Genomic DNA, 19269 nt, shown 5'->3' on the forward strand with positions numbered 1-19269 from the left:
GGCACTGAATCGAAAGGCTTGCCAAATGTCAGTTTCCCCCGTCCTCGACCGTCTCGACAAGAATCTCGACCAGAGCCTGGAGCGCCTGTTCGGCCTGCTCCGGATCAAGTCGGTCTCCACCGATCCGGCCTATGCCGCCGACTGCCGCAAGGCGGCCGAATGGCTGATGGGAGAACTCAAGGTGATCGGCTTCGACGCCAGCGTGCGCGATACGCCAGGCCACCCGATGGTGGTTGCGCATCATGACGGGCCGGCCGGTTCGCCGCATGTGCTGTTCTACGGCCACTATGACGTACAGCCGGTCGATCCGATCGACCTTTGGGAAAACGACCCGTTTGCGCCGGCGATCAAGGAGATCGGACCCGGCCACAAGGTGATCACCGGGCGCGGATCGGCCGACGACAAGGGTCAGTTGATGACCTTCGTCGAGGCTTGCCGGGCCTGGAAGCAGGTGCATGGCAATCTGCCATGCCGTATCACCATCCTGTTCGAGGGCGAGGAGGAGTCGGGCTCGCCGTCGCTGAAGCCGTTCCTCGAAGCCAATGCCGATGAACTCAAGGCCGACTTCGCGCTGGTTTGCGATACCAGCATGTGGGACCGCGATACGCCGTCTATCTGCGTGGGGCTGCGCGGGCTGGTGGGCGAGGAGATCACCGTCAAGGCCGCCGACCGCGACCTGCATTCCGGCCTCTATGGCGGCGCCGCCGCCAACCCGATCCGCATCCTGGCCAAGGTGCTGGCCGACATTCACGACAAGGACGGCCATATCACCATCCCGGGCTTCTATGACGGCGTCGAGGAAACGCCATCGCAGATCCTGAAATCATGGGAAACGCTGGGCGAAACGGCCGAGACGTTCCTTGGCCCCGTCGGCCTGTCGATCCCGTCGGGCGAAAACGGCCGCTCGCTGCTGGAACTCACCTGGGCACGGCCGACGGCCGAGTTCAACGGCATCACCGGCGGCTACACCGGCAAGGGCTTCAAGACGGTGATCGCGGCGCAGGCCTCTGCGAAAGTATCTTTCCGCCTCGTCCACAAGCAGGATCCCGGGAAGATCCGCGCCGCCTTCCAGCAATTCGTCAAGGAGCGCATTCCGGCCGACTGTTCGGTCGAATTCCACTCGCATGGCGGCTCGCCGGCGATCCAGCTCTCCTACGACTCGCCGTTCCTGGCCAAGGCCAAGACGGCGCTGTCGGACGAATGGCCGAAGCCGGCGGTGACGATCGGCAGCGGCGGCTCGATCCCCGTGGTTGGCGACTTCCAGACCTATCTAGGCATGGAATCGCTGCTGGTCGGTTTCGGCCTCGACGACGACCGCATCCACTCGCCCAACGAAAAGTATGAGTTGAGTTCCTTCCACAAGGGCCAGCGCTCCTGGGCGCGCATCCTGGACGCGCTGACGCGCTGAGCCGGGAAATCACGAAAGGCGGGGAAATCAAGTTTATGTTGATTTTTCCGCCGATCACGGCAAGGACGGGTTGCCAGCGCAACGTGCTGGAGCGCGCGCGTCCGCTTCTGGGATGCGTGCAAGGCGCGACCGGAGAAGACGATGAGCGACATCCGTTTCCACAGACACGATCTGCCCGACCTGTCCCGCTACAATGTCGGAGCGGTTGCCATCGATACGGAAACGCTGGGCCTGAACCCGCACCGCGACCGGCTGTGCGTGGTGCAGATCTCGCCGGGCGACGGCAGCGCCGACGTCATCCAGATCGCGCCGGGCCAAAAGGAAGCGCCGAACCTTGTGAAGCTCTTGGGAAACCACAGCGTGACCAAGCTGTTCCACTATGGGCGCTTCGACCTTGCCGTGCTCTACCATGCGTTCGGGGTGATGCCCGAGCCGGTGTTCTGCACCAAGATCGCCTCGCGGCTGACCCGCACCTACACCGACCGGCATGGGCTGAAGGACATCTGCTTCGAGCTTCTGGGCGTCGGCCTGTCCAAGGCGCAGCAATCGTCCGACTGGGCGGCTGAAACGCTGTCGCCCGAACAACTCGAATACGCCGCGTCCGACGTGCTCTATCTGCACCGGCTGCGCGACGTGCTGGCGTCGCGGCTTGCGCGCGAGGATCGCACGAAGGAGGCCGACGCCTGTTTCCGCTTCCTGCCGACACGCGCCAAGCTTGACCTCATGGGCTGGGACGAAGAGGATATTTTCGCTCATAGCTGACGGCGTCGCGGCGCCCTGCCGCCGATGGCCGTCCGGGACAGATGCCGGCCGTCGCGTTCCGTCGGCTCGAAAAGAGGGATGACATGGCCGACAGGAAGCCCATATCGACCGCGCCCACCGACGGTTCCAAGGTCACCGTGACCTGGAAGGACAGCGACGGCGTGCTCAACGAATCCATCGCCCAATACCGAGACGGCGGCTGGTGGGTCTACATCGACAGCAGCACGCAGAAGAAGGTCGAGCCGACCAGCTGGCGGCCCGCCGCGAGCGACGACGGCGACCCATGACCAGGCCGCTGGCGAGGCCGGCCGCTTTCGCATAGCGTGAAGCCGTTGATTGAGGCCGATTCGGAGCCTCCGCTCCGCGCTCGCCCTCTTGCTTGGAGGAAGTCCCTATGGGTGTCGAAAGCCTGCTCGTCTTCATCATCATCGGTGCCGTCGCCGGCTGGCTCGCCGGTCTCATCGTCTCCGGTTTCGGCTTCGGCCTGATCGGCAACATCATCGTCGGCATCATCGGCGCGTTCATCGCCGGCTGGCTTTTCCCGCGGATCGGTTTCTCCATCGGTGGCGGCATTCTCGCCTCGATCATCCACGCCACCATCGGCGCCATCATCCTGCTGGTGCTGGTCAGGGTCCTGAAGCGAGCCTAAGGCCCGGCACAGAGGAGCGCGCCATGAAACAGAATCCGCTCTATCTCGTCATTGGCGCGCTCGTCGTCGTGGTCATCGCGCTCGGCATCTTTGTCTATCGCGAACAGACCAAGCCGAAAGGCGTGGAGCTCAAGATCGACGACAAGGGCATCTCGATCCAGCAGAACTGAACGAAGCCCTCGCCATGCTGTCACGGGAGGGCCGCCGGAACACCCCTAGTTGTTCCTGGCCTCGGTTTCAAAAAATGCATGGCAAAATCTGAGCCCGTAGCGACAGCCCGTCTAAAGCTCGATCGTTTGCCATCTTGCGTCTTTATTATTTTTGCGTGATCCTCCTTGAATATTTGGGAGGGGACAATGAGCGTTGAAGAAAAACTGCGTGTAGTGGCGGACCGGATCAGGACCCATTCGAGCGCAATGCTCACAGAGGAAGCACTTAAAACGGCAATTATCCTGCCATTCTTATCTGCCCTCGATTATGATGTGTTCAATCCGGACGAGGTAATCCCTGAATTTTGCGCAGATGCTGTTGGGAAAAAAGGGGAAAAAGTCGACTATGCAATCAAGTTAGACGGAGAGATCCGGATACTTATTGAATGCAAACCTATATCTATGGCGCTTGAAAAGGTGCATTTAGCTCAGCTCTATCGCTACTTTTCAGTGACGAACGCAAAATTTGCAATTCTCACAAACGGTCGAACGTTCCATTTTCATACCGATTTGGTTGCGCCCAATCGCCTCGATGATCGACCGTTCCTCACCTTCGACTTGTCCGACATGCAGGGGCAGCTCGTTACCGAGCTAAAAAAATTCGCCAAAGCTGAATTCAATATCGACGGGATTCTTCAGTCGGCACATAGGCTGAAATACACGTCTGCGATCAAGAAAGAGATCGCGAACGTCATGGAGAACCCTCCCGAGGACTTTGTTCGGATGGTGACGGGGGGACTCTATCAGGGTCGCTTTACGAGCCAGGTGAAAGAACAGTTCACACCTATGGTGAAGGCCGCGTTTCGTGAAATTGTGAGGGAGTCTGTTCAGTCAAGATTGTCAACGGCGTTAGCGGAAACGGAAGTTTCCGAGATCGGCGTCGAGGGAGAAGAGACCGAGGAGGTCGTTACAACGGAGGAGGAGCGCGAGGGGTTCATGATCATAAGAGCGATCGTGCGAGACACCTTGAAGCCTGCCCGTGTAGTGATGAGGGATCAGAAAAGCTATTGCGGCATCTTGATCGATAATAACAATCGTAAACCACTCGCGCGGTTGTGGTTCAATCGCTCCATAAGGTATCTTGGACTCTTTGATGGTGAAAAAGAGAATAAAGTCAAGATCGACACACTTGACGAGATCTATGATTATTCAGATCGCCTGAGGGCTACCGCGAAGGAATACACGGCTCCTGTACATATTTTGGCGCCGACAGTTATTTCGTAGAGATAGTACAGGGGGCCGCTCTGAAAAAACTATGCCGAGGGTCGTGGTTCGACAAGTCTGCCGAATGTGGGCGTGCAATGTGACAGGCACTGCGTGGGAGAGCTCTCGCCACCCGATATGGCATTTGCGCAGAAGCGGGTGACTTAACCCGCCTTTAAACCGCCGCATCTACTCTGCAACCCGAACGCCATAGGCATCGGGATATCAAGCGCAGCGCATGGCGAACCGCAGAGACAGCCGCATCGAACCCAGTTTCGAGGGACCGCCACAAGCGAGATCCCAGACAGGTCTTTCGGTGAGCGAGGAGGACCGCGTCGTGCCCAGCAACCGCAAAGCCTCCGCCAAACGCAAATCGCCGAAGGCAAAGTCGTCGCGTGCCAGGCGCGGCCGAAGCCGGCGCGGCCTGTTCGGCGTGCTCGGCCGGCTGGTCTACTGGTGCTTCGTGCTGGCCATCTGGGGCGGCATCGCCGTGGCCGGCGTCGTCGTCTACTACGGCGCCAAAATGCCGGCGGCAACAACCTGGTCGATCCCCGATCGCGCGCCCAATATCAAGATCGTCTCCGCCGATGGCCAACTGCTCGGCAATCGCGGCATGAGCGGCGGCGAGGCGGTCGGCCTGCACGAAATGTCGCCCTACATCCCCGAGGCGGTCATCGCCATCGAGGATCGCCGCTTCTATTCGCATTTCGGGGTCGACCCGATCGGCCTGTCGCGCGCCATGGTCGCCAACCTCGCCGGCGGGCATTTCTCGCAAGGCGGTTCGACGCTGACGCAGCAACTGGCCAAGAACCTGTTCCTGACGCCGGACCGCACGCTGGAGCGCAAAGTGCAGGAGGTGCTGCTGGCGCTGTGGCTGGAGCACAAGCACACCAAGGACCAGATCCTCGAAATGTACCTCAACCGGGTCTATTTCGGCTCCGGCGCCTATGGCGTCGAAGCGGCCTCGCGCCGTTATTTCGGCAAGAGCGCGCGCGACGTCACCTTGTCGGAGGCGGCGCTGCTTGCCGGTCTCCTGAAGGCGCCGTCGCGGCTGTCGCCGGCACGCGATCCCAAGGCCGCCGAGGAACGCGCGCAGCTGGTGCTCGCCGCCATGCGCGACGAGGGCAAGATCAGCGCCAAGGAGCTGACCACGGCGATGAGCGCGCCGGCGACGCGCGCGCCGTCCTACTGGACAGGCTCGGAAAACTACGTCGCCGACACCATCATGGAAGAACTGCCCGATCTGATCGGCGACGTGCGCGGCGACATCGTCATCGATTCCACCGTCGACCTGAACCTGCAGAAGCTCGCGGAACAATCGATCCGCCGGCTGATCGACGAAAGCGGCAAGAAGCTCAACGTCACCCAGGGCGCGCTGGTGTCGATCGACGATTCAGGTGCGGTGCGCGCCATGGTCGGCGGCTACGATTATTCGACCAGCCAGTTCGACCGCGCCTCGGAAGCGCGCCGGCAGCCCGGTTCGGCGTTCAAGCCGTTCGTCTACATGGCCGCCCTCGAGGCCGGCCGCACGCCCGACAGCGTGCGTAACGATGCGCCGATCAAGATCGGCAAATGGACACCCGACAATTACGGCGGCAAGTATTTCGGCAAGGTGACGCTGGCCACCGCGCTGGCGAAGTCGCTGAACTCGGTGGCGGCCCAGCTGACCATGGAGGTCGGACCGGACGCAGTGGTCGAGGCGGCGCATCGCATGGGCATCCAGTCCGATTTGCAAGCCAACACCTCGATCGCGCTCGGCACGTCCGAGGTGACGCCGCTGGAGCTGACCTCGGCCTATGTGCCTTTCGCCAATGGCGGCTACAAGCCGGATATCCATTTCATCCGCCGCGTGACATCAGCCGACGGCAAGGTGCTGTACGACGCCGGCAGCGGCAGCGCGCCACGCGTGGTGAAGCCCGAGATCGTCGGCATGATGAACTCGATGATGACCGGGACGGTGGAGATCGGCACGGCCAGGAAGGCGGCCTTTACCTGGCCGTCGGCCGGCAAGACCGGCACCAGCCAGAATTCGCGCGACGCCTGGTTCGTCGGCTACACCGCCAATCTCACCACCGGCGTATGGTTCGGCAATGACGACGGCAGCCCGATGAAGAAGGTCACCGGCGGCGCGCTGCCGGCGCAGGCATGGCACGAGTTCATGGTCGCCGCGCATGAGGGCGTGCCCGTGCGGCCGCTGCCTGGCACCTGGAAGTCGACGCCGGCCGATAGGATCGTGCCGGACGAAATCCCGTCGGCCGAGGCGACGCAGCCGGCTCCGAAGCCGCAAGCGCCTGTCGGCCAGTCGCCCGCTGCCGTCGCGGCGCAGCCAGCGCCGGTCCGCGCGCCCCGCCCGGCCCAGACGGTCGACGCCGACGGTTTCGATATGCCGGGCGACTCCGGAACCACCGCGTCGGTCGGACATCCGGTGCCGCCGGGCAGTGTCGGCGGTCCGCTCAAGAAGCGGCAGACCTCGATCCTCGACATTCTCGGCGGCGGCTAGCGGCAACTCGCCTCTCGCCAGCGCCACACCGTTCGGCTACACCTCCCGACATGGCAGAGATCGACACCAGGAAGACCATTGTGCTGACCGGCGCCAGCCGTGGCATCGGCCATGCCACGGTCAAGCGTTTCTCGCGCGAGGGTTGGCGCGTCATCACCTGCTCGCGCCAGGCATTTGCCGAGGATTGCCCGTGGCCGGCCGGGCCTGAGGACCACATCAAGGTCGATCTCGCCGACCAGGAGGATGTCGGCATCGCCGTCTCCGAAATCCGCCACCGGCTCGAGGCGCATGGCGGCCAGCTGCACGCGCTGGTCAACAATGCCGGCATTTCGCCGAAGCTCAAGGACGGCAACAGCCGCATGAACTCCATCGACACGCCGATGCATGTCTGGCGCGACGTGTTCCAGGTCAATTTCTTCGCGCCGATCATGCTGGCGCGCGGCCTGTTCAAGGAACTGGCATCGGCGAAAGGGTCGATCGTCAACGTCACCTCGATCGCCGGCACCCGGGTGCATCCCTTCGCCGGCACCGCCTATGCGACATCGAAGGCGGCGCTCGGCTCGCTGACGCGCGAGATGGCGCATGATTTCGGCCCGCACGGCATCCGCGTCAACGCCATTGCGCCGGGCGAAATCGATACCGCGATTCTCTCGCCGGGCACGGACAAGATCGTCGAGACCATTCCGCTCAGGCGGCTGGGTACCACGGCCGAGGTCGCCGACATCATCTTCTTCCTGTGCTCCGGGCAGGCGTCTTATGTGACCGGCTCGGAAATCCACATCAATGGCGGCCAGCACGTGTGAGCGGACTGGTCTCAGGCTAGGGATCGTTCATCCGGTCATGGTGAGAACGGCCTTGCCGCTGAAGCTGCGCTGTCGCAGCGCGTCCAGGGCTTGGGCGATGTCGGTCCATGGCATGGTCAGGGCGACGCGGGTTTCCAGCCGGCCGGCCGCAACGAGAGCGAGCAGCGAGGCGATGTCCGAGCCAATGCCCGCGCCAGACGTGTAGTAGGCGAAAGTCTGAAGCCTCGCCCCCTCGTGACCCGGAACGAACTGGCGGAAGCCAATTGGCGTGAGTTCGCCACTGCTCGAGCCGAACATGACGATCGTCCCGCCAGGCGCGACGCGTTCGATCGCGTGGGCAAGGCTTTGGCCGCCGACCGACTCGGTGATCAGGGAAAACGGCCCCTCAGCCAGTTCGATCGCCTCGACGACCTGCCCGGCACCCAGGCGGCGGAGATCCTCGCCATGCCGGGCGGCCGCGACCGCGGTCACGCTCGCGCCCTGTTCGCGCGCGATCTGGATCTGGAAACGGCCGACCGCACCGCTTGCGCCGGTGATCAGGACCCGCTGGCCGGCAAGGTCGCCGCCATGGCGCAAAGTCCTGAGCGCTGTGGTGCCCGCGACCGGAAGCGTGGCCGCGGAAACGAAACTGACGTCATCCGGCAGGACGGCGAGGCGGTCGGTCGAAACCGCGACGCGTTCGGCCCAGCCCGCCTGGTCCACCAGAGCCGCGACCCGGGCGCCCACGGGTGGCCCGGAGCCGTCGGCCGCTGGCCGTTCGACGATCCCGACGATGTCCTGGCCGGGTATCCAGCCGTCCGGGCGTATGGTGAGCAGGCGCAATTCGCCGCGATTCAACGAAGTTGCATGGACCGACACAAGCGCCTCGTTTGCGAGAGGCCGAGGGTCCTCGACCTCGGCAAGCGTCAGTCCGGTGGGGCTGTCGGAAGACATGACTAGGGCGCGCATGGACGTACCTTCCTGCTGGTTGTGGGCGCAAAGCGCGGTGGCATCCTGATCAACCGGTGCATGGGCAAGCTGGAACCTATCGACTTCCCAACTTGAGGAATTTAGCTATCATGGCGTTTAATCGCTAAAAGCCGTCAATCATGAGACAACCTCTTCGCTACCCATGGCTCGATTTCAATGTGGATGACGTCCTCGCACCGGCAATCGCCGTGCGCGTCGACGTTACCGAAACCAGGGCCGAAGTACCCTCCCATCGGCATCGCAAAGGCCAACTCGTCTTCGCGCTCGGCGGTGGCGTCACATGCCGCGTCCCGAGCGGCATGTGGATGGTGCCGCCGCATTGCGGGGTGTGGATTCCCGGCGACATGGAGCACAGCAATATCGCGACCGCCAACGCCCGGATCTTCTTCGTCTATATCGAGCCGGGAGCCACCGAATTGCCGGACCGGTGCTGCACCCTTTCGGTCTCGCCGCTGCTGCGCGAACTGATCATCGAACTGTCCGATGGCCTGGGGGATGATGAAGCGCGGGATGCGCTTTTGATCAGGACGCTGCTTGCCGAGCTGCCGCGCATGCCTGTCCAGCGGCTGCATCTGCCAATCCCATCCGAGCCGCGATTGAGGCGGATCGCCGAAGCGTTGGCGCAGGACCCCGCCGACCGCAGCACATTGTCGGAATGGGCCAGCCGGGTTGCGCTCAGCGAGAGCAGTCTCGCCCGTCTCGTCGTGAAGGAGACCGGCTTAAGCTTCGGACGCTGGCGCCAGCAGTTGCATCTGATCGTCGCAATCAGGGAACTGGCCTCCGGTGCGAGCGTGCAGCAGGTCTCCGGCGATCTCGGCTATGATTCCGTCACCGCCTTCATCACCATGTTCAAGAAGGCGCTTGGCAAGCCGCCGGCAAAATACCTCGGCAGCGTCGCGCAAAATGGCGGCTCTGCCTTTGTGGCGTGATCAACCTGGCTGCAGGCGGAGCACCTCGAGCATCCATTGTTAGACCAGGCGACGCCTTGTAGATTCGAACGACACCTTGGAGACTGAAACATGGCGCTCAAGCGGATGGACAACGTAGGAATCGTCGTCGAAGACCTCGGAGAGGCGATTGATTTCTTTCGCGAACTCGGCCTCGAGCTTGAAGGACGGGCCACGATCGAAGGAGAATGGGCCGGCCGTGTCACCGGACTGGGCGATCAGCATGTCGAGATTGCCATGATGCGTACATCGGACGGCCACAGCCGGCTCGAGCTCTCCCGCTTCCTCATGCCGCCTGTCGTCGCCGATCACCGGAACGCCCCGGTCAACGCCCTAGGCTACCTCCGCGTCATGTTCACCGTGGACGACATAGACGAGACGCTTGAGAGGCTCCGCACGCGCGGCGCGCAGCTCGTAGGCGAAGTAGTCCAGTATAAAGACGTGTATCGGCTCTGCTACATCCGTGGGCCTGAGGGGTTGCTCATCGGACTCGCCCAAGAACTCGGTTGAGTGCGATACGAAGACAAATGACAGGAGTGACCGATGTCAGCGGGCGCGTCCAAGGCCGCCCACCTGTCCAAGGTCCAGACCTCCACGGTCGGCCGCGTTCTCGCTAGGTACGGATGGGGTCCGTGCAGGATCGGCTCAGGCGGCGGACGGTTCAGCCGCCCGCGGCTTGTCACCAAGCACCTCTTCCACGATGCCGCGCGCGATCTCGCGTTCGCCCATGATCACCGTATCGGCGCCGAGCCCCTTGAGATGCTCGACCTCGGCATCGGAATGGGCGCGGGCGACGACGTTGATGGCGGGGTTGGCGGCGCGCGCACGCAGCACGATCTGACCGGCCTCGAAGGCATTGGGGATGGCCAGGATCAGCCGTTTTGCGCCTTCGGGATTGGCGGCTGCAAACACTTCGGCATTGGCGGCGTTGCCGGCCACGGTCTCGATGCCCTCGGCCTTGAGCTTCACCAGTGTCTTGTCGGCATCCTCGACCACCAGGAAGGGCAGGGCGGCTTCCTTCAACGCAGCGCCGACGAGACTGCCGACACGGCCGTAGCCGATCAGGATCGCGTGGCCGCTGAGGGCTGTTCTTGGCGGCGGTCCATCTTCCTGCTTCGCCGCCGAGGCGACTGAAGCCACCTGGCCGGGCGCCGTCGCCGGGCCGACCGGTTTGGGCTCCACAGGCGGCGCCGTCCTGGCGGCGCGGGCCTCGAGCCATGGCTTCATCCAGTCGATGACCAGGAACATCACCGGGTTGAGCACGATCGACAGGATGGCGCCCGCCAGGATGAGGTCGCGCCCCTGTTCGGGCAGCAGTTTCAGCCCGACGCCGAGTTCGGCCAGGATGAAGGAGAACTCGCCGATCTGGGCAAGGCTCGCCGAAATCATCAGCGCCGTCGCCAGGGGATAACCGAAGGCGACGACGATGAGGAAGGCCGCCAGCGACTTGCCGACGACGATGATGGCGAGCGTCGCCAGGATCGGCAAGCCGTTGCTGAACAGGCTGAACGGGTCGAACAGCATGCCGACCGAGACGAAGAACAGCACCGAGAAGGCATCGCGCAGCGGAAGCGATTCCTCCGCAGCGCGGTGGCTGAGTTCGGATTCACTCATGATCATGCCGGCGAAGAAAGCGCCCAGTGCCAGCGAGACGCCGAACAGCTTGGCCGCGCCGAAAGCGACGCCAAGCGCTATCGCCAGCACCGAAAGCCGAAACAGCTCGCGCGAGCCGGTATGGGCGACATAGTGCAGGATCCAGGGAATGACGCGACGGCCGACCACCAGCATGACGATGACGAAGGCTGCGACCTTGGCCAGCGTGATGCCGACGACGCCCCAGATTCCGTAGCTCGCGGGCAGGGACAACAGGCCGCTCGCATGGGCATCCGCCTGCTCCTGGCCGCCAAGCACGCCGGCAAGCGCTGGCAAAAGCACCAGCGCCAGCACCATGGCCAGGTCCTCGACGATCAGCCAGCCGACGGCAATGCGACCGCGCTCGGTCTCGATCAGTCGACGCTCCTGCAGGGCGCGCAGCAGCACCACGGTCGAGGCCACCGACAGCGCCAGGCCGAAGACCAGCCCTGCTCCCGCCGACCAGCCGAGCATCCAGGAAAGCCCCGCGCCGAGTGCCGTGGCAAAGCCGATCTGGACGATGGCGCCGGGCACGGCGATGGCGCGGACCGACAGGAGATCCTTCAGCGAAAAATGCAGGCCGACGCCGAACATCAACAGAATGACGCCGATTTCGGCGAGCTCATTGGCAAGGCCGGCGTCAGCGACGAAACCGGGCGTGTTCGGCCCGACCAGCACGCCGGCCACGAGATAGCCGACCAGCGGCGGAATGCGGAAGCGGTTGGCGAGAGCGCCGAAGACGAAAGCGAGCCCCAGACCGGCTACGATGGTGGCGATAAGGGGAGTGTCATGCGGCATTGTCTATGGAGCGCCTTTCAAGCCAGCGATGCAGGATATGCGCCGCCCGAAGCCGCCGCTTGTTTGCAATATGGTGGATTGAGTGTCGGCCATGCAACCCCACAAACCGGGAATTGCCGGTGACGCGACAAATACCTCGCCGGTGGGCAAGCAAGCCGGAATTCGAGATCAGCCGAAATCCTGCGCCGCAATGGCGGCGCTCGATAGCCAACGATCAAGCTGCCCGCAACAGAGCCTCGATCTCGAATACCGCGTGGTTGGTCAGCGTCTTGGGAATTTCCGCGCTGACCTTGTCGCTGACTTCCTTGTGCAAGGCCTTGCGCATCGCGCCGAGCACGAGCGGCGGCGCGATGAGGATGATTTCATCAAAAGAGCCTTGATGAGCCAGCTTGTAGAGCCGTTCGGCGAGTTCGTCGGCAAAGCGCTCCTTGCCGATCCGATGCCAATCCGTCTCCTCAACCGCGCTGCGGTGGACAGAGGGACCGTCATTGTAGCGGCCGGGACTGTCGCTGCCTTGCTCGCGCGTTGGCGGGTTGTCCTGTCTCATTTCCTGCACCACTTCGAGGTTCGGAAATTTGGTGTCACCTGCATTTCTGAGGAAGAGCGCTTTTTCTCCGTCGGCTACCATGATCCAGATGCCGTGCTTCAACTTGATCGCGCTCATGACGCCGGGCTCCTTCCTTCGCTGCCGCCACGCTTGGCTTCACGCCGCGGCCAGATATGATTTTGCATTGCGCATGCGGAAGGAACGCGCCTCGATCCGGTAATGTTCCAGCCAAAAAGCCAGGTCATACAGGCGCTCCGTCGGGGCGGAGACGCGCGCACGACCGCCGGGCAGCTTTAATCTACTAAATTAGTAGAATTTAGAAAAAACTGTTTCGTCATGAAGCGCGTTCGGCCCAAAAAGAGGAGAAATCAAGGCCCGCGACCAGCGGCTTGACGCCGGTCTCCGCAGCAAGGTGGAATATTTTTCTCTTGGCCGCAGCCCTTTAGAAAAAGCGATTGCATCCCGGGAGGTGATGCGCGAGTGGGTTTCTTCAGCTTTTTCGCGCCCACGCGTAGAAGTGAAGACCAGATCAGGATTCCGTTCGTATCCATGCCGCAGCCCGCCCCCAAGCTCAATGCCTTCCCCGTCTTCGTACGGGTCGAAGACGAAGCCGTAACGATCGTCGGCGGCGGCGACGAAGCTTTGGCCAAGGCACGATTGCTTGGGCAGTCCAGCGCTGCGCTGCGCATCGTTGCGGAGAGCGCCTCACCGGACATGCTCGGCTTCATCGCGCAGAGCGGCGCCACCCACATCGCGGCCTATGAGGCGAGCCGGCTGGAAGGCTCGGTGATGGTGTTCGCCGCCAGCGGCGATGAGGCGCTCGACCGGCGCGTCGTCCGAGATGCGCGCCGGCTCGGCATCCCCGTCAATGCGGTGGACCGGCCGGAGCTTTGCGATTTTTTCACCCCGGCGCTCGTCAATCGCGCACCGGTCGCGATCGCCATCGGCACGGAAGGCGCTGGGCCGGTGCTGGCGCAGATGCTGCGTGCCCGCATCGACCGCATGCTGTCGCCTTCGTTGGGCAGGCTGGCGGCTCTCGCCGCGTCCTTCCGGGCCGCCGCTGAAAGCCTGCCCAGGGGCAATTCCCGCCGCCGGTTCTGGAGCGAGTTCTTCGGCGGTGCGCCGGCGCGCGCCGTCGAAGCTGGCGAGCTTTCGCAGGCGCATGACGCAGCCGCCGATCTTCTGCTTTCGGATGCATCCGCTTCAGGCCATATCGCCCTGGTTGGCGCGGGCCCCGGTGCCGAGGACCTTTTGACGCTGCGCGCGCATCGGCTGCTGATGGAGGCCGATGTCATCGTCCACGATGCGCTGGTGCCGGAGGCTGTCGTCGCCATGGGCCGACGCGACGCCGAGCGGCTGGCGGTCGGCAAACGCAAGGGCTGTCACACCAAGAGCCAGGCCGAGATCAACGCGTTGCTGGTCGAGCTTGGCCGCGAAGGCAAGCGTGTGGTGCGGCTGAAGTCGGGCGATCCCCTGGTGTTCGGCCGGGCCGGCGAGGAGATGGCGGCGCTGCGTGATGCGGGCGTGGCCTATGAGGTGGTTCCGGGCGTCACCGCTGCTTTCGCCGCCGCCGCCGATTTCGAACTGCCGCTGACGCTGCGCGGGGTTTCCTCCTCGATGGTGTTCACCACCGGTCATGATCTCAAGGGCAATTCGCTGCCCGATTGGGCCAAGCTTGCCATTTCGGGTGCCACCGTTGCTGTCTATATGGGCCGCTCGGTGGCCGCGGAGGTTGCCGGCCGGCTGATCGAGGCCGGGCTTTCGCCGGATACGGCGGTAGCCGTGGTCGAGAATGCCAGCCTCGGCAATCGCCGCCGTTTCCATGGCACGCTTGCCGACCTGCCGTCGCTGGAAGCGCGCGCCGATCTCTCGGGTCCGGTCATGACCATCATCGGCGATGCGGTCGCCGGCGCCAATTTCGAACGGTCCGAACCGCTCGCGGCACACAGGCATGAAGGCGCGCCGATAGTTGCCGCCGAGGGAGTTCAGCAATGAAGATACTGACCGCCAACCGGCTCGCCGACGGCATCGCCGTCTGGTACGCAGACGGCGGCTGGGCCGAGAGGGCGGACCATGCCGACCTTGCCCATGACAAGGCGGCCGAGGATCGCCTGGAAGCGATCGGTGCCAAGGCCCACGCCGACAACGAAGTCCTCGACGTCAACCTCATAGATGCCGAAATCGTCAACGGCGTTGTCGAGCCGGTGCGGTTGCGCGAGAAGATCCGCGCCGCCGGCCCCACCATTCGTGGCGATCTCGGCAAGCAGGCCTCCCGGGCGGCGTAAGCCCAGACCAGAAGTGAACACGGGCGGACGCGCCCTGAAAGACGAAGCATGTACCGCTACGATGAGTTCGATCACGATTTTGTCCAGGCCCGCGTCGCCGAGTTCAGCGACCAGGTCCAGCGCCGGCTCGCCGGCGAGATCACCGAGGATCAGTTCCGGCCGCTCAGGCTGATGAACGGCGTCTATCTGCAATTGCACGCCTATATGCTGCGCATCGCGGTGCCCTATGGCACGCTGAACAGCAAGCAGTTGCGCATGCTCGGCCATATCGCGCGCAAATACGACAAGGGCTACGGCCATTTCACCACGCGCCAGAACATCCAGTTCAACTGGCCGGCGCTGTCCGACATTCCTGCGATCCTGGCCGATCTGGCGAGTGTCGAGATGCACGCCATCCAGACCAGCGGCAATTGTATCCGCAACGTCACCGCGGACCATTTCGCGGGTGCGGCCGCCGACGAGGTCGCCGATCCGCGTCCCTACGCGGAAATCCTGCGCCAGTGGTCATCGGTTCATCCGGAGTTTTCCTACCTGCCGCGCAAGTTCAAGATCGCGGTAACCGGCGCGGAGCGCGACCGCGCCGCCATCCAGACCCATGATATCGGCCTGCACCTGAAGAAGAACGCGGCCGGCGAGCTCGGCTTCGCCGTCTATGTCGGCGGCGGCCAGGGCCGTACGCCGATGGTCGCCAGGAAGATCCGCGATTTCCTGCCGGAAGCCGACCTTCTGTCCTACTGCACGGCGATCCTGCGCGTTTACAACCTACATGGCCGCCGCGACAACAAGTTCAAGGCGCGCATCAAGATCCTGGTCCACGAGACCGGCGTCGAGGAGATCACGCGCCAGGTCGAAGCGGAATGGCAGCAATTGAAGGACGCCGAGTTGAAGCTGCCGGAAGCAGACATCCGCGCCATCGACGCCTATTTCGCGCCGCCAGCGCTGACCGCACGGCCGGATGGCGACGAGGCTGTAAAGCTGGCACGCCTCGATTCCAAGGGCTTCTCGGATTGGCTCGACCAGAACGTGGTGACGCATCGCCACCCCGACTATGCGGCGGTGACCATCTCGCTGAAGGGTATCGGCGAAGTGCCGGGCGATGCGACCGACAGCCAGATGGAAGCGATTGCCGATATCGCCGAGAAGTATGGATACGACGAGTTGCGCGTCAGCCACGAGCAGAACCTGATCCTGCCGCATGTGGCGCGCGCCGACCTGAAGGCGGTCTATGACGCGCTGGTCGATATCGGCCTGGCGACCGCCAATTCCAACCTGATATCGGACATCATCTCGTGCCCGGGCCTCGACTATTGTGCGCTCGCCACGGCGCGTTCGATTCCGATCGCGCAGGAGATCTCGCGTCGCTTCGCCTCGCTGGAGCGGCAGCGCGAGATCGGCGAGTTGAAGCTGAAGATCTCCGGCTGCATCAATGCCTGCGGCCACCACCATGTCGGACATATCGGCATTCTCGGAGTCGAAAAGAAAGGCACCGAGCTGTACCAGGTGACGCTTGGTGGTTCGGCCGACGAGAACACTTCGGTAGGCGAGATCATCGGCCGCGGCTTCTCGTCGGAAGAGATCACCGACGCCATCGAGCAGATCGTCGAAACCTATCTCGGCCTTCGGCTCAATCCACAAGAGAAATTCATCGACGCCTACCGCCGTGTCGGTCCCGCGCCGTTCAAGGAGGCGCTCTATGCTGGCGAAGCCAAGGCCGCTTGACCCCATACTCGACGTCGATGACGGCATCGCCGCCAAAGCGGCGGGGCTTGACGCGCTCTATGGTCATCTGAAGCCGCTCGAGATCATCGAACGCGCGGCCAACGAACTGTTCCGCGACGAGATTGCCGCGGTGTCGTCTTTCGGGGCGGACTCGGCGGTGCTGCTGCACATGATCGCCGAGATCGACCGGACGCTGCCGGTCATCTTTCTCGATACGGGCAAGCATTTCGAGGAGACGCTCGACTATCGCGATGCGCTAGGCGCCGATTTCGGGCTGACCAACATCCAGGTGATCAAGCCCGAGGAAGCAGCACTCGAACGGATCGATCCGACCGGCAATCTGCACCAGAGCGATACCGATGCGTGCTGCAACGTGCGCAAGGTCGAGCCGCTGGCGCGGGGCGTGGCGCCTTTCCGCGCCTGGTTCACCGGCCGCAAACGCTTCCAGGCTTCGACGCGCGCAGCACTTCCGGTGTTCGAGGCGGTCGGCCCACGTATCCGCATCAATCCGCTGGCGCACTGGACGACGTCGGACCAGGCGGACTACATGCGCGCGCATGCGCTGCGCGAAAATCCGCTGGTCGCCTATGGCTATCTGTCGATCGGCTGCTTCCCGTGCACGCAACCGGTGCAGCCGGGCGAGGACGCGCGCAGCGGTCGCTGGGCCGGTCATGCCAAGACCGAGTGCGGCATTCACCTGTCGGGACTGGAGAAGTCGCTGACCGACGCATCGCTATAGGGTATGCTGATATTCAGGTGAGGCCAGCCTGCAAACGGCGGTTTCGGGGGCTCACGTACTACAAGTACGCTCCGCCCCGGCTCTCGGAAGCTACCGTTTTCGACCCAGCCTGACCTGAATCTCAACACACCATTGAGCTTCTTTGAATTTTTAGGAAATTCCTATGACTGAACCGACGATACCGGAGACCCGCCTCTGGACCCCGACGGGTTTTCGGGAGGATGAGTGGGCTCATGCCGAAGGCGCGGAAGCACTGTCCGGCAATGGCCGTTTCATCCTGCCGCTGCAGGCGTTTCTCGATCTCGATCCGGAGGTGCGCCGGTCGGCCAAGGAAAGGATCGGTGTCGTGCTGCAACCCGGCGATCAGCTCGAAAGGATCGCCGGCCTGCTCGACCAGCTGTCGCTGGTGGCGCTGGCCTTTCCGTCGTTCAGCGATGGCCGCTCCTTCTCAAAGGGCGAATTGCTGCGCAGCCGACATCATTTCGAAGGTGCCGTGCGCGCCACCGGCCAGGTGCTGGTCGACCAGCTGCCGCATATGCTGCGGCTCGGCTTCGATGAATTCGAGATTTCCAATCCCGTGCTCTTGAAGCGGCTGGACGAAGGCCGCACCGGCGGATTGGGACTCTACTACCAGCCTGCCGCCGTGCCGAAGCCCAAGGGACCAAAATACTCTTGGCGTCGGCTGCGTGCCGGCTGACATCACGATATTCCCAGCGGCAGGTTTATGCCGCCTGTCCTCTCCCGTCACGACGGCGGGATGGCCGCCGGTCGGCGGATCGGGGAGTAGCAGAGCCAGACAGAAAATGGCTACGCCGCCGTCCGTGCCTGACGAAACGATACCAGTTTCCCGCTGTTTTCATCCCACAGCGCCAGCTTGACGCAGCGCAGGCTCTCAAGAAGGGTGATGCGGCCTATGCCGCGCAATTCCGGATAATCGCGTAGCACTTCCTGCAGACGATAGCCTGGCACCTTCGCGGAGAGGTGATGGACATGGTGGACACCGATGTTGCCGGTGAACCAGTTCAGCACCGGCGGCAGGTCATAGTAGGAGGATCCGTGCAAGGCGGCGCGCTGGAACTCCCATTCATCGTCCTTCGCCCATTCGGTCTCCTCGAACTGGTGCTGGACATAGAACAGCCAGATGCCGGCCGATCCGGCGAGGATGACGATCGGTAGGTGGACCACCAGGAAAGCGCCAATACCGACGAACCATATCAAGATCGACGCCGCCAGCACGATGGCGAGGTTGGTGGCCATTGAGGATACCCAGGGCTTCAGGCCACCGCGCATCATCCCGATCGGCAGCCTTTGCTCGAAGATGAAGAGCCATATCGGTCCCAGTCCGAACATGACCAGGGGATGACGATAGAGACGATAGGCGAGGCGACCTCTCCAGGACATCCGCCGGTACTCCGCGACCGTCAATGTCTTAATATCGCCAACGCCGCGCTCGTCGAGATTACCCGCGCTGGCATGATGGGTGGCATGAGCACTCCGCCAGCAATCATAAGGCGTCAGCGTAAGCACGCCCAGGACGCGGCCTATCCAGTCGTCGGCGGTGCGGTTGGCGAAGAAGGATCCGTGCCCGCAATCGTGCTGGATCATGAAAATCCGCACCAGGAAGCCTGCCGCCGGCAAGATCAGCACCAGCCCCCACCAATGGCCATAGGCAAAGGCGATCGAGGACAGCGCCCAGAGCGCTGCGAAAGGGATCAGGGTGATCGCCAGTTCGACGGCGCTGCGCCGCCTGTCCGGCTTCTTATAGCGCGACAATATCTTCAACCAGGCGCGCTTGCTATTGGCGGCAGTCTCGGGGGAAATCATGTTCATCAGGGACCATAGACGGAGCCGGCCCGCTCCCGCAAGGCTGCACTCACGCAAAATTACCGCGTGTAATTGTCGCGATGGGCGAGGGCCCGTCCGGCCATTGGGCCGGTACCATCCGAAATTTCGCCGGCGCGCCTACTGACGTCCGCCGCCAGCCATCCCGCTGTCCATGCCGTCGAGACGATCGAGCAGGTCGCGGAAGCGGTCAGGAATGTCTTTCTCGGCGCGAAAGGCCGGCAGCGCATGCAGAAAGCGTCTCATCGCCGCGGTCC

20 protein-coding genes are annotated in these 19269 nt (G+C 63.3%); 15 read left to right on the plus strand and 5 right to left on the minus strand.

Going from position 1 to position 19269, the window contains the following annotated elements; genetic code table 11:
• Positions 1–25 precede the first annotated feature (25 nt).
• The 8 genes from LB533_RS15805 (at position 26) to LB533_RS15840 (ending at position 7534) form a co-directional block, all read left to right on the plus strand.
• On the plus strand, positions 26–1408 hold the full coding sequence (locus tag LB533_RS15805; RefSeq protein ID WP_140640492.1) for a M20/M25/M40 family metallo-hydrolase: 1383 nt from the start codon (positions 26–28) through the stop codon (positions 1406–1408).
• A 141-nt stretch (positions 1409–1549) separates the two neighbouring features.
• Positions 1550–2170: a ribonuclease D gene (locus LB533_RS15810; protein WP_140640494.1), complete on the plus strand. Its 621-nt coding sequence runs from the start codon at positions 1550–1552 to the stop codon at positions 2168–2170.
• An 83-nt stretch (positions 2171–2253) separates the two neighbouring features.
• Positions 2254–2457: a hypothetical protein gene (locus LB533_RS15815; RefSeq protein ID WP_140640496.1), complete on the plus strand. Its 204-nt coding sequence runs from the start codon at positions 2254–2256 to the stop codon at positions 2455–2457.
• 107 nt (positions 2458–2564) lie between these two features.
• A complete protein-coding gene (locus tag LB533_RS15820; RefSeq protein ID WP_140549477.1) occupies positions 2565–2819 on the plus strand; it encodes a GlsB/YeaQ/YmgE family stress response membrane protein in 255 nt (84 codons plus the stop codon).
• A gap of 23 nt (positions 2820–2842) precedes the next feature.
• A complete protein-coding gene (locus LB533_RS15825) occupies positions 2843–2989 on the plus strand; it encodes a hypothetical protein (protein WP_140640498.1) in 147 nt (48 codons plus the stop codon).
• A 186-nt stretch (positions 2990–3175) separates the two neighbouring features.
• Positions 3176–4252, plus strand: coding sequence for a type I restriction enzyme HsdR N-terminal domain-containing protein (locus LB533_RS15830; protein WP_224677701.1), 1077 nt, complete (start codon positions 3176–3178; stop codon positions 4250–4252).
• A gap of 217 nt (positions 4253–4469) precedes the next feature.
• Positions 4470–6731, plus strand: a complete 2262-nt coding sequence (locus LB533_RS15835) for a transglycosylase domain-containing protein (RefSeq protein WP_140640502.1) — start codon at positions 4470–4472, stop codon at positions 6729–6731.
• Between the two features lie 50 nt (positions 6732–6781).
• Positions 6782–7534 carry an SDR family NAD(P)-dependent oxidoreductase gene (locus LB533_RS15840; RefSeq protein ID WP_140500256.1) on the plus strand — a complete coding sequence of 251 codons (753 nt, stop codon included), beginning with the start codon at positions 6782–6784 and terminating at the stop codon, positions 7532–7534.
• Positions 7535–7561: 27 nt separating this feature from the next.
• Here LB533_RS15840 and LB533_RS15845 read toward each other — a convergent pair whose 3' ends face one another.
• Complete coding sequence (locus tag LB533_RS15845) at positions 7562–8482, minus strand: zinc-binding dehydrogenase (RefSeq protein ID WP_140640504.1); 921 nt, start codon at positions 8480–8482, stop codon at positions 7562–7564.
• A gap of 140 nt (positions 8483–8622) precedes the next feature.
• On the opposite strand from LB533_RS15845, the gene LB533_RS15850 reads away from it, so the two are divergent.
• On the plus strand, positions 8623–9432 hold the full coding sequence (locus LB533_RS15850; protein WP_140640506.1) for an AraC family transcriptional regulator: 810 nt from the start codon (positions 8623–8625) through the stop codon (positions 9430–9432).
• 90 nt (positions 9433–9522) lie between these two features.
• The gene (locus tag LB533_RS15855; protein ID WP_140640508.1) at positions 9523–9960 is read left to right on the plus strand and encodes a VOC family protein; all 438 of its coding nucleotides are present in this window, start codon (positions 9523–9525) and stop codon (positions 9958–9960) included.
• Positions 9961–10095: 135 nt separating this feature from the next.
• Here LB533_RS15855 and LB533_RS15860 read toward each other — a convergent pair whose 3' ends face one another.
• Positions 10096–11880 carry a cation:proton antiporter gene (locus LB533_RS15860; RefSeq protein WP_140640510.1) on the minus strand — a complete coding sequence of 595 codons (1785 nt, stop codon included), beginning with the start codon at positions 11878–11880 and terminating at the stop codon, positions 10096–10098.
• A 214-nt stretch (positions 11881–12094) separates the two neighbouring features.
• On the minus strand, positions 12095–12544 hold the full coding sequence (locus tag LB533_RS15865; protein WP_140640512.1) for a host attachment protein: 450 nt from the start codon (positions 12542–12544) through the stop codon (positions 12095–12097).
• 432 nt (positions 12545–12976) lie between these two features.
• Here LB533_RS15865 and cysG point away from each other — a divergent pair, with 432 nt between their 5' ends.
• From cysG to LB533_RS15890, 5 genes are all read left to right on the plus strand, one after another.
• Positions 12977–14422 (plus strand): siroheme synthase CysG, encoded by a 1446-nt coding sequence (cysG, locus tag LB533_RS15870; protein WP_140640514.1) that lies wholly within the window; start codon positions 12977–12979, stop codon positions 14420–14422.
• Positions 14419–14712 (plus strand): DUF2849 domain-containing protein, encoded by a 294-nt coding sequence (locus tag LB533_RS15875; RefSeq protein WP_140640516.1) that lies wholly within the window; start codon positions 14419–14421, stop codon positions 14710–14712. Before cysG ends, LB533_RS15875 begins: the two co-directional genes overlap by 4 nt.
• Before the next feature lie 48 nt (positions 14713–14760).
• Positions 14761–16431, plus strand: a complete 1671-nt coding sequence (locus tag LB533_RS15880) for a nitrite/sulfite reductase (RefSeq protein ID WP_140640518.1) — start codon at positions 14761–14763, stop codon at positions 16429–16431.
• Complete coding sequence (locus LB533_RS15885; protein WP_140640520.1) at positions 16406–17170, plus strand: phosphoadenylyl-sulfate reductase; 765 nt, start codon at positions 16406–16408, stop codon at positions 17168–17170. The genes LB533_RS15880 and LB533_RS15885 overlap by 26 nt, the downstream gene beginning before the upstream one ends.
• Positions 17171–17333: 163 nt before the next feature.
• On the plus strand, positions 17334–17867 hold the full coding sequence (locus tag LB533_RS15890; RefSeq protein WP_140500236.1) for a DUF934 domain-containing protein: 534 nt from the start codon (positions 17334–17336) through the stop codon (positions 17865–17867).
• Between the two features lie 110 nt (positions 17868–17977).
• Here the strand turns inward: LB533_RS15890 and LB533_RS15895 are convergent, their stop codons facing one another.
• Complete coding sequence (locus LB533_RS15895; protein ID WP_140640522.1) at positions 17978–19000, minus strand: fatty acid desaturase; 1023 nt, start codon at positions 18998–19000, stop codon at positions 17978–17980.
• Between the two features lie 132 nt (positions 19001–19132).
• The gene (locus tag LB533_RS30010; RefSeq protein ID WP_318011226.1) at positions 19133–19258 is read right to left on the minus strand and encodes a hypothetical protein; all 126 of its coding nucleotides are present in this window, start codon (positions 19256–19258) and stop codon (positions 19133–19135) included.
• Positions 19259–19269 lie beyond the last annotated feature (11 nt).

This window comes from Mesorhizobium sp. BR1-1-13, assembly GCF_020165515.1.
Taxonomy (GTDB): domain Bacteria; phylum Pseudomonadota; class Alphaproteobacteria; order Rhizobiales; family Rhizobiaceae; genus Mesorhizobium.